The 10,154-nt window shown below is 71.8% G+C and carries 12 protein-coding genes; 9 read left to right on the top strand and 3 right to left on the bottom strand.

Annotated elements, in window-relative coordinates; genetic code table 11:
• Positions 1 to 81: 81 nt before the first annotated feature.
• Positions 82 to 1,020 carry a DMT family transporter gene (locus GT045_RS11655; protein ID WP_202527832.1) on the bottom strand — a complete coding sequence of 313 codons (939 nt, stop codon included), beginning with the start codon at positions 1,018 to 1,020 and terminating at the stop codon, positions 82 to 84.
• Between the two features lie 74 nt (positions 1,021 to 1,094).
• Here GT045_RS11655 and GT045_RS11650 point away from each other — a divergent pair, with 74 nt between their 5' ends.
• Positions 1,095 to 1,997, top strand: a complete 903-nt coding sequence (locus GT045_RS11650) for a LysR family transcriptional regulator (RefSeq protein ID WP_161290789.1) — start codon at positions 1,095 to 1,097, stop codon at positions 1,995 to 1,997.
• A gap of 70 nt (positions 1,998 to 2,067) precedes the next feature.
• Here the strand turns inward: GT045_RS11650 and GT045_RS11645 are convergent, their stop codons facing one another.
• The gene (locus GT045_RS11645) at positions 2,068 to 2,538 is read right to left on the bottom strand and encodes a pyridoxamine 5'-phosphate oxidase family protein (protein ID WP_161290791.1); all 471 of its coding nucleotides are present in this window, start codon (positions 2,536 to 2,538) and stop codon (positions 2,068 to 2,070) included.
• 149 nt (positions 2,539 to 2,687) lie between these two features.
• On the opposite strand from GT045_RS11645, the gene GT045_RS11640 reads away from it, so the two are divergent.
• Positions 2,688 to 3,332 (top strand): cysteine hydrolase, encoded by a 645-nt coding sequence (locus GT045_RS11640; RefSeq protein ID WP_161290793.1) that lies wholly within the window; start codon positions 2,688 to 2,690, stop codon positions 3,330 to 3,332.
• Positions 3,333 to 3,338: 6 nt separating this feature from the next.
• Here GT045_RS11640 and GT045_RS11635 read toward each other — a convergent pair whose 3' ends face one another.
• On the bottom strand, positions 3,339 to 3,776 hold the full coding sequence (locus GT045_RS11635) for a Rieske (2Fe-2S) protein (RefSeq protein ID WP_161334104.1): 438 nt from the start codon (positions 3,774 to 3,776) through the stop codon (positions 3,339 to 3,341).
• 181 nt (positions 3,777 to 3,957) lie between these two features.
• Here GT045_RS11635 and GT045_RS11630 point away from each other — a divergent pair, with 181 nt between their 5' ends.
• From GT045_RS11630 to GT045_RS11600, 7 genes are all read left to right on the top strand, one after another.
• Entirely contained in the window at positions 3,958 to 4,734 is a 777-nt protein-coding gene (locus GT045_RS11630) for a HipA family kinase (protein ID WP_161334103.1), read from the top strand.
• On the top strand, positions 4,731 to 5,180 hold the full coding sequence (locus GT045_RS11625; protein WP_161290799.1) for a DUF3037 domain-containing protein: 450 nt from the start codon (positions 4,731 to 4,733) through the stop codon (positions 5,178 to 5,180). Before GT045_RS11630 ends, GT045_RS11625 begins: the two co-directional genes overlap by 4 nt.
• Before the next feature lie 149 nt (positions 5,181 to 5,329).
• A complete protein-coding gene (gene fabG, locus GT045_RS11620) occupies positions 5,330 to 6,091 on the top strand; it encodes a 3-oxoacyl-ACP reductase FabG (RefSeq protein ID WP_161334102.1) in 762 nt (253 codons plus the stop codon).
• A gap of 21 nt (positions 6,092 to 6,112) precedes the next feature.
• On the top strand, positions 6,113 to 6,874 hold the full coding sequence (locus tag GT045_RS11615; RefSeq protein ID WP_161290804.1) for an SDR family oxidoreductase: 762 nt from the start codon (positions 6,113 to 6,115) through the stop codon (positions 6,872 to 6,874).
• 187 nt (positions 6,875 to 7,061) lie between these two features.
• A complete protein-coding gene (locus tag GT045_RS11610; protein ID WP_161334101.1) occupies positions 7,062 to 8,639 on the top strand; it encodes an ABC transporter substrate-binding protein in 1,578 nt (525 codons plus the stop codon).
• Positions 8,640 to 8,736: 97 nt separating this feature from the next.
• Entirely contained in the window at positions 8,737 to 9,420 is a 684-nt protein-coding gene (gene ung, locus GT045_RS11605; protein ID WP_161290808.1) for a uracil-DNA glycosylase, read from the top strand.
• 112 nt (positions 9,421 to 9,532) lie between these two features.
• Positions 9,533 to 10,045: a tetratricopeptide repeat protein gene (locus GT045_RS11600; protein WP_161334100.1), complete on the top strand. Its 513-nt coding sequence runs from the start codon at positions 9,533 to 9,535 to the stop codon at positions 10,043 to 10,045.
• The last annotated feature ends 109 nt before the right edge of the window (positions 10,046 to 10,154 follow it).

Genomic DNA, 10,154 nt, shown 5'->3' with positions numbered 1-10,154 from the left:
TCCTCAGGCGCTCTCCGGCCTGAACCGGGTGAGCGTGGCTCCTCAGGCGCTCTCCGGCCCGAGCCGGGTGGGCGTGGCTCCTCAGGCGCTCTTCGGCCTGAGCTGGGTGAGCGCGGCCCCCGCGATGACGACCGCCGCGCCCACCGGCGTGGTCCAGTGGAGCGACTCCCCGAGGATCGCCACACCCGCGGCCGTGGCGATGACCGGGATGAAGTACGTGACCATCTGGGCGGTGGTGGGCCCCACCTCGGCGACCAGCCCGTACTGGAGGAGCACCGCGAACCCGGTGCCCAGCGCGCCCAGCGCGGCCACCGCGAGCAGTGCGACGAGCGAGAAGTGCCGGGGGACGCCGGTGAACAGGGGCGTGACGACGGCCAGCTGGACCGTCGCCAGCAGCAACTGCCCTCCGGTCATCGACAGGTGCGAGTTCCCCGTGCCGGCCAGCGTCCGCCGCACGTAGATCCAGCCCACCGGGTAGCTCAGCGAGGCCAGCAGCGCCATCGCCGTGCCCGTGGCGTCCAGGCCCTGGAAGCCCTGCCAGACCCCGAGGACCGTCAGCACACCGAGGAAGCCGAGCATCAGGCCGGCGACCCGGACCCGGGTGGGCCGGTCCTCGGACAGTGCGACCAGCGACAGCACCATGCCCCACAGGGGGGACGTGGCGTTGCAGATGCCGCCCAGCGTGGACGGGATCGTCAGCTCGGCGTAGGCGAAGAGGGAGAACGGCAGGGCGTTCAGCAGGAACGCGGCGACCGCCATGTGCCCCCAGAGCCGGGCCCCGCGCGGCAACCGCTGCCGCTTCACGGCCATCGCCGCCAGCAGCACCGCCGTACCGAACACGAGCCGGCCGAGAGTGACCTGGAACGGCGCGTACGCCTCCGTGCCCACCTTGATCAGCAGGAAACTGAAGCCCCAGATCAGGGACAGCGCGCCGAAGCGCAGCCGCCAGTCCAGGCGGGCGCGTGGAGGGGCGGTGGTGGTGGCCGGGGGCCGGGTCCGGGGCGTGGTGACCGTGCTCATGGGCTCCACGATGACGCACGCGACCTCGTAGGACAATCGAGAATCCCCGCCTGGTACCTCTTAGTATTGCTTATATGTTGAACCTTGAGCGCCTGCGTACCCTGGACGCGCTGTCCCGGCACGGCTCGGTCAGCGCCGCCGCCGACGCGCTGCACGTCACCACCTCCGCGGTCTCGCAGCAGCTCGGCAAGCTGGAACGCGAGGTCGGCCAGCAGATCCTCGCGAAGAACGGCCGCGGAGTCCGGCTCACCGACGCCGGCCGGCTGCTGTCGGAGCACGCGGCGCGCATCCTGTCACAGGTGGAGCTGGCCGAGTCGGACCTGGAGGCGCACCGCGGCCAGGTCGTCGGCGAACTCCGGCTGTCGGCTTTCCCGACCGCCGCCCGTGGCCTGTTCCCCGCCGCGCTCGGCGCGCTGCGCACCGCGCATCCCGGGCTGCGCGTGCGTTCCAGCGAACTGGAACCGGAGCGGGGCGTCGCCGGGGTGATCCGCGGCGATCTCGACCTCGCCGTGGTCCTGGACTGGTACAACAAGCCGATGCCCGTACCCGACGGTCTGGTCAAGGCGCCCCTGCTGGACGATCCGGCGGACGTCGCCCTGCCCGTCGGGCACCGGCTCGCGGGCCGGGACGAGGTGGATCTGACCGAGTTCGCGGAGGACGAGTGGATCACCTGGGGCGAGGGCGAGTTCTGCCACGAGTGGCTGCTGTTCACCCTGCGCTCCAAGGGTGTGGAGCCGATCATCGGCCATCGCGCCGGTGAGACCCACACCCAGCTCGGCCTCGTCGCGGCCGGACTGGGCGTGTGCATCGCCCCGCTGCTGGGCCGCCACCCCGTGCCCGAGGGCGTGGCCCTGGTGCCGCTCAGGCAGCGGGTGCGCCGCCATGTGTACGTGATCTGGCGGGCGGACGCCGACCGCCGCCCCTCCATCCGCGCGGCCGTGGAGGCGCTGCGGGAGGCCGCCCGGAAACTCGGCTGACACAGGGCGCAGCCCGGCAGCCCGGTCACACCGGCGGCCCGGCCGGGAGGGCCGAGCCGCCCGCCCCGCCCTACGCGCCGCCCAGTTTCCGGAAGTCCCAGGAGACGACCTTCTCCGGGGTGAGCCGGGCCCAGGCGTGGCGGCCGTCGTGCGGCATCTCGTCCAGGCCGAAGTTCTTGCGGGCGAACAGCGTCTCGGCCGTGTCCAGTTCCGCGCACAGCTCACCGGTGCGCGGCACCTCGCCGACGAACTCCACCCGGCCGGCCAGCTCGACCCCGCGCAACTGGTCGTACTCCTCGCCGGAGTCGACCACGACCGCCACCCGCGGATCGCGGTGCAGCTGTGCCCAGCGCCGGCTGCGCACCACCGAGTACAGCCACAGCGACGTGCCGTCCCAGGCGAACCACAACGCGCTCACGTGCGGTGTGCCGTCCGCCGAGACGGTCGCGACCCGGCAGGTGCGCTGGGTGGTGAGGAACTCGTCCAGCTCGCCGGGCGTCATCATGATCTTCCGGCCGCGGCGCTGCTGCGTGACGGTCATGGCGCCCCCTCTTCCTTCACGTCGTGTCGGATGAACTCCTCCGCTGCGGTGATCCTCTGACATGACGTCAGAAAAGGGAACCCGTCCGCTTCCGCTCGACCCGCGATGTGGTTACGCTCACCGCCCGGACCCCGGCGAAAGGGCGTGCCATGGCGTCGTACGAGCAACTCGGCGACCTCCTGGATCCCGGCAGTACCGTCCTGCTCACCGTGGAGTGCCAGCAGGGGGTCGTCGGACCGGACAGCGCCCTGCCCGAACTCGCCCGTGAGGCACGTTCCTCCGGCGCCCTGCGCAACGTGGCCCGGCTGGTCGCGGCCGCCCACGAGGCCGGGGTGCAGGTGATCCACGCGATCGCCGAGCGCCGTCCGGACGGCCGGGGAGCGAACCGCAACGCACGCCTGTTCCGGGCCGCCGAACGGCTGCCCGTCCGCCAGCTGGCCGGCAGCACGGCGGTCAGGGTCGCGCCCCCGATCGAGGTCGCGGAGGAGGACTTCGTCGTACGGCGGCTGCACGGACTGTCCCCGATCCACGGCACCGACGTCGACGCCCTGCTGCGCAACCTCGGCTGCCGCACGCTGATCGTCACCGGGGTCTCGGCCAACGTCGCCGTGCCGAACGCGGTGTTCGACGCCGTCAACCTCGGCTACACCGCCGTCGTCCCGGCCGACGCCGTCGCGGGGGTCCCGGCCGACTACACCCCCGCCATGATCCGCAACACCCTCGCCCTGGTCGCCACGATCGCCACCACCGACGAGGTGCTCCGCTGCCTGAAACGGGCGTACGGCCGGGCCTGAGCCGGCTCAGGCCAGCGTGATCTCGTCACCGGAGACGGCGATCTTCGCGCCGGCCAGCGGCTGTGTCGCGGGTCCCTTGCGCACGCTGCCGTCCTCCGCCGAGAACTGGCTGCCGTGGCACGGGCAGACGATCACGCCGTTCGCCACGCTGCTCACGGCGCAGCCCTGGTGCGTGCACTTGGCGGAGAACGCCTTGTAGGTGCCCGCGGCCGGCTGGGTGACCACGACACCCTGGTCCTTGAAGACCTTGCCGCCGCCCTCGGGGATGTCCGCGGTCTTGGCGAGCGCGGTGCCGGCCGGGCCGGACCCGGTGTCCCCGCCGCCGGAGGAGCCGTCCCCCGAACCGCAGGCGGTCAGCGCGGCGGCGAGCCCCGCCGCCCCGGCCGCCGCCACGACGGTGCGTCGGGCCGGTCCCGCTGCGGGGTGGAGTGATGCGCTGGTCATGTGGGCGTTCCCTTCCGCGGAGCAACTCCTCGTCCGTCATGGGGTACGGCTCCGGAGCGGCGGCCGTTCAGACGGCACGGCCGGACACTCGCCGTACGGTGGTGGAAGGGGTGCGGAACGTGGCGGCGCGTCAGCCGTCCGCGGGCCCCTGCCGCGCCGCGGACCCCAGTAGCCTGGGGCGATGCTCAAGGAAGTCACCGCGACCCGCTACATCACCCCCCTGCGGGAGGGCGGCTCGCTGCCGGGACTCGTCGAGGCCGACGACTTCGGTACCTACGTCATGAAGTTCACCGGTGCCGGACAGGGCCGCAAGACCCTGGTCGCCGAGGTGGTGTGCGGCGAGCTGGCCCGCCGCCTCGGCTTCCGGGTGCCCAGGCTGGTCACCGTCCGGCTCGACCCGGTCCTCGGGCTCGGGGAGCCGGAGCAGCAGGTGCAGGACCTGCTCCGGGGCAGCGGTGGCACCAACCTCGGCATGGACTTCCTCTCCGGCGCCCTCGGCTACGACCCGCTCGCCTTCCCGGTGCGCCCGGAGGAGGCCGGCCGGATCGTCTGGTTCGACGCGCTGACCAACAACGTCGACCGTTCCTGGCGCAACCCCAACCTGCTGCTGCACCGGGGCGAGCTGTGGCTCATCGACCACGGCGCCACGATGATCTGGCACCACAACTGGCCCGCCGCCGAGACCTCCGCGGGCCGGCCCTACGACGCCTCGGACCACGCCCTCGCCCGGTTCGCCCCCGACGTCACCGCCGCCGCGGCCGAGCTCGCCCCCCGGATCACCGAGGACCTCCTGGCCGAGGTCACCGCCGAGATCCCGGACACCTGGCTCGCCGATGAGCCCGGCTTCGACACCCCGGACGACCTGCGCCGGGCCTACGCACGGCCGCTGCTCGCACGGGCGGCCGTCATCGCCGAGCGGATCACCGGACTCGGCCCCGGCACCGAGGAGAGCAAGTGAGCGAGCGCCACATCCACATGGCCGGCCATGTGACCGAGCGGCACATCACCCGGGCGGGCCAGGGCGGCGACCGGGACGTGTTCGAGTACGCGCTGCTGCGGGTCGTACCCCGGGTGGAACGCGGGGAGTGCATCAACGCGGGCGTGGTCGTGTACTGCCGGGCCCGTGCCTACGTCGGGGCCCGCACCCATCTCGACGAGGCCCGGCTGCTCGCCCTGGACCCGGCCGCCGACGTGGCCGGGGTGCGTGCCGCGCTCGGGGCGGTCGAGCGGCACTGCGCGGGCGGCGAGGAGGCCGGCCAGGCGGCCGGCGACGACGCCGGGCGCCGCTACCGCTGGCTGGTCGCGCCCCGCTCCACCGTGGTGCAGCCCGGGCCCGTGCACACCGGTCTGACCGCCGACCCGGCCGCCGAGACGGAGCGGTTGCTGGACCTCCTGGTGAGGTAATGGATCACACCGGCCGGATGTGCCGTTGACACCGGGTGCCAGGGCTTCTAGCGTCACGGGTGCTGAAGGTACTAAGCGGTCGCTCACCGCACGACGGACTCTCTCTCCGAGGGTCCGACAGGTTCTCTCAAGGGCGAGGAGACACAGCAATGTCCACCACTGAACAGCGGGTCGCGGTAGTCACCGGTGCGGCGCGCGGCATCGGCGCCGCGACGGCCGTACGGCTGGCCGCCGAAGGTCACGCGGTCGCCGTCATCGACCTGGACGAGGCCGCCTGCAAGGACACCGTCGAGAAGATCACCGCCGCCGGCGGCAAGGCCGTCGCCGTCGGCGCCGACGTCTCCGACGAGGCGCAGGTCGCGGCGGCCGTCGCCCGGATCGTCGAGGAGCTGGGCGCCCCGACGATCCTGGTCAACAACGCGGGCGTGCTGCGCGACAACCTGCTGTTCAAGATGACCGCGTCCGACTGGGACACGGTCCTGAACGTGCACCTGCGCGGCTCGTTCCTGATGACCAAGGCCGTCCAGAAGCACATGGTGGACGCGGGCTTCGGCCGGATCGTCAACCTCTCCTCCTCGTCGGCGCTCGGCAACCGCGGCCAGGCCAACTACTCCGCCGCCAAGGCCGGCCTCCAGGGCTTCACCAAGACCCTCGCCATCGAGCTGGGCAAGTTCGGCATCACCGCCAACGCCGTCGCCCCCGGCTTCATCGCCACCGAGATGACCAAGGCCACCGCGGACCGCGTCGGCATGGGCTTCGACGACTTCAAGAAGGCCGCCGCCACCCAGATCCCGGTGCAGCGCGTCGGTGAGCCGGAGGACATCGCCAACGCCATCGCGTTCTTCACCGGCGAGGCGGCCGGCTTCGTCTCCGGCCAGGTGCTGTACGTCGCCGGCGGACCGCTCGACTAGGAATCCAGGGGTAGCACGGACATGACTGAACTCCCGGAGCTCTCCGGCAAGGTCGCGATCGTCACGGGCGCGAGCCGCGGCATCGGCTACGGCGTCGCCGAGGCGCTGATCGCGCGCGGCGACCGTGTGTGCATCACCGGCCGCAACGAGGACGCCCTGAAGGAGGCCGTCGAGCAGCTCGGTGCCGAGCGGGTCATCGGCGTCGCCGGCAAGGCCCACGACCTGGACCACCAGGCCGCGGCCGTCGAGCGGACCATGGCGGCCTTCGGCCGGGTCGACTTCCTGGTCAACAACGCGGGCACCAACCCGGTGTTCGGCCCGATGGCCGACGTCGACCTGAACGTCGCCCGCAAGGTCTTCGAGACCAACGTGATCTCCGCCCTCGGCTTCGCCCAGCGGACCTGGCACGCGTGGCAGAAGGACAACGGCGGCGCGATCGTCAACATCGCCTCGGTCGCCGGCCTGGCGCCCTCGCCGTTCATCGGCGCGTACGGCGTCAGCAAGGCCGCGATGATCAACCTCACCCAGCAGCTGGCGCACGAGTTCGCGCCGAGGGTGCGGGTGAACGCCATCGCGCCGGCCGTGGTCAAGACCAAGTTCGCGCAGGCCCTGTACGAGGGCCGCGAGGAGGAGGCCGCGGCCGCCTACCCGCTCGCCCGGCTCGGGGTCCCCTCCGACATCGGCGGGGCCGCCGCTTTCCTCACCTCCGGGCAGTCCGACTGGGTCACCGGCCAGACACTCGTCGTGGACGGCGGGATCTTCCTCAACGCCGGCGTGGGCTGAGCCACCTCCCGGGCGCCGATTTCCGGACGGATCGGCGCCCGGAACACCCCTGGGTATCCGCCCAGCGAACTGACAACGTCGTCATCGCCGAATCGATCAAGGAGCGCTGTTCCGGGGGAGGTTCAGGCGCCCGGACGCTGCGGTATGGTCTGCCGACCCTTGGTATGGCAGATCGAGGAGCGTGCGCGTGTTCAACCGGAACCGATTCCTGCGGAAAGTCGCGGCGATCGCGTCCATATCGCTGGTCGCCGGATGCGGTCTGCTGTCCGACGGCGACCCCGACGACGAGAAGCCGATCGTCGTGGGCACCACCAGCGTCCCCAGCACGCTGGACCCGGCCGGGGCCTGGGACGGCTCCTGGGAGCTGTACCGGAACATCTTCCAGACGCTCCTCGCCTACCCGAACGGCGCCACCACCCCGCAGCCCGACGCCGCGCAGAGCTGCGGCTTCACGGACTCCACGAGCCGCACCTACCGCTGCAGACTGCGCTCCGGCCTGAAGTTCGCCGACGGCGACGCGCTGACCGCCGCGGCCGTCCGGCACTCGATCGACCGCATCCGCACCATCGACGCCCCCGGCGGGCCCGCCGGACTGCTCGGCAGCCTGGACCGGGTGGAGACGTCCGGCGACCGCGAGATCGTCTTCCACCTCAACCAGCCCGACGCCACCTTCCCGTTCGTGCTGGCGACCCCGGCGATGTCGATCGTCGACCCGGACGACTACCCCGCCGACTCCCTCCGCAAGGGCACCGACGTGCACGGCTCCGGGCCGTACGAGCTGCAGTCCTACCAGGACGGCAGCCAGGCCGTCCTGGTCCGCAACGACAGCTACAAGGGCTTCGCCAAGCGGCAGAACGACGCGGTGACCATCCGCTACTTCAAGGACTCCGCCGGCATGGTCCAGGCGCTGCGGGACAAGCGGATCGACGTCACCTACCGCGGCCTCGCCGCCGACGACATCCTCGCCCTGCAGGAACACGACAGCGAGGACCTCCAACTGGTCGACGGCGCCGGTACCGACATCAGCTACCTGGTGTTCAACCCCAAGGACCCCTGGGCCAAGCAGCCCGCCGTCCGCAAGGCCGTCGCCCAGATCGTCGACCGGGGCGCGATCGCGCACAAGGTCTACAAGGACACCGTCGACCCGCTGTACTCGATGGTCCCCAAGGGCCTGACCGGCCACGCCACCGGCTTCTTCGACGACTACGGCGACCCCAGCGTCCCCAAGGCCCGCAAGATCCTCTCCGACGCCGGCATCACCCAGCGGGTCCCGCTCACCCTCTGGTACACCACCGACCGCTACGGCTCGGAGACGGGGCAGATGTTCCAGGAGCTGAAGCGGCAGCTGGACGGCTCGGGCCTGTTCACCATCACCCTCAAGAGCCGCCCGTGGAAGAGCTACGTGGTCGGCTACCAGAAGGGGGAGTACCCCGTGTTCGGGCGCGGCTGGTTCCCGGACTTCCCCGACGCGGACAACTTCATCGCCCCGTTCGTCGGCGAGCACAACGCCCTCGGCACGCCCTACCCGGCCAAGGAGATCACCGGCAGGCTGCTGCCGCACGCGCGCGCGGAGAGCGACCGCGCCGAGACCGTCAAGGACATGGAGGAGGCCCAGCAGATCATGGTGAACGACGCCCGGCTGATCCCGCTGTGGCAGGGCCGGCAGTTCGTGGCGGCCAGCGTCGACGTCTCCGGCGGCGAGCAGGCCCTGGACCCGTCGACGATCATGATGATGTGGACGCTGCACCGCAAGACCAGCTGGTGAACGGTGCTCCCGGCACGGTTGTCAGTGGTCGCCTGTAGGTTCTGAATCCTGCAAGTGACCGCACACCGTAGTTGCTGGACATCGTGAGGACGTTGACGTGACCGACATCGCCATGCTGCCCGAATCCTGGCGCGGGGTACTGGGCGACGAACTGCAGCAGCCCTACTTCAAGGAGCTGACCGAGTTCGTCGAGGAGGAGCGGGCGAAGGGTCCCGTCTACCCGCCGCGCGAGGAGGTCTTCGCGGCGCTGGACGCGACGCCGTACGAGCGGGTGAAGGTCCTCGTCCTGGGCCAGGACCCGTACCACGGCGAGGGCCAGGGCCACGGTCTGTGCTTCTCGGTGCGTCCCGGGGTGAAGACCCCGCCGTCGCTGCGGAACATCTACAAGGAGATGCAGCAGGAGCTGGGCCTGCCCGTCCCGGACAACGGCTATCTGATGCCGTGGGCCGAGCAAGGCGTGCTGCTGCTCAACGCGGTCCTCACCGTGCGGGCGGGCGAGGCCAACTCGCACAAGGGCAAGGGCTGGGAGAAGTTCACCGACGCCGTGATCCGCGCGGTGGTCTCCCGCCCGGACCCGGCGGTCTTCGTCCTGTGGGGCAACTACGCGCAGAAGAAGCTCCCGCTGATCGACGAGTCGCGTCATGTGGTGGTCAAGGGCGCGCACCCCTCGCCGCTCTCCGCGAAGAAGTTCTTCGGCTCCCGCCCGTTCACGCAGATCGACGAGGCGATCGCCGCGCAGGGCCACGAGCCGATCGACTGGCGGATCCCGAACCTGGGCTGAGGGCGCCGGCCGCCGCCGGGCCGACGGGCCACGGCGCCGCCTGCCCGGGAATCACGGCGGCGCCGTCTAGCGTCGGAAGCCACACAACGTTCGACAGCCCGGAGGGGGCCCCGTGGCGGAGCGACAGGAGCAGGCGGCGCCGGACGCCGTGCTGACGCGGATCGGACAGGTCGTGATGCTGCACCACGGCGGCGACCGCGAGGAGGCCCGCAGCCGTTTCCTGGACCTGTGGGCGGAGATCGGCGAGGACGGCGACCCGCTGCACCGCTGCACCCTCGCCCACTACCTGGCCGACACCCAGGACGACCCCGGTGACGAACTCGCCTGGGACCTGAGGGCGTTGTCGGCGGCCGAGGAGCTCGCCGGCGGCCACGCGGGCGGCGACCCGGCCAGCGTCCAGGGATTCTTCCCGTCCCTGCACCTCAACCTGGCCGCCGACTACGTCAAACTCGGCCGTGCCGAGGCCGCCCGCAGTCATCTGCGCAGCGCCCGCAGCGCGGCGGACTGTCTGGCCCACGACGGTTACGGCGACGGGGTCCGCTCGGCGATCAGCAGGCTCGCCCTGCGGCTCGACGAGGACGGCGACCCGGGCGGGGAAGGCTGGAGCCCGCCCCGGCAGCGCTAGGCGCGCGGCGGTGGCGCCCGCCGGCGAGCCGCCCGCCCCGCACCGAGGGGTGACGGCATCCCCGGCGCGGCGGGCCCTGACGTGCGGGGTGCGGGGGGACGCCTGGCCG

Source organism: Streptomyces sp. SID486, assembly GCF_009865385.1.
In the GTDB taxonomy this organism is placed as follows: Bacteria; Actinomycetota; Actinomycetes; order Streptomycetales; family Streptomycetaceae; genus Streptomyces.
Note: the sequence above shows the minus strand (reverse complement) of the source record. Positions and strands in the feature narration are given on the sequence as shown.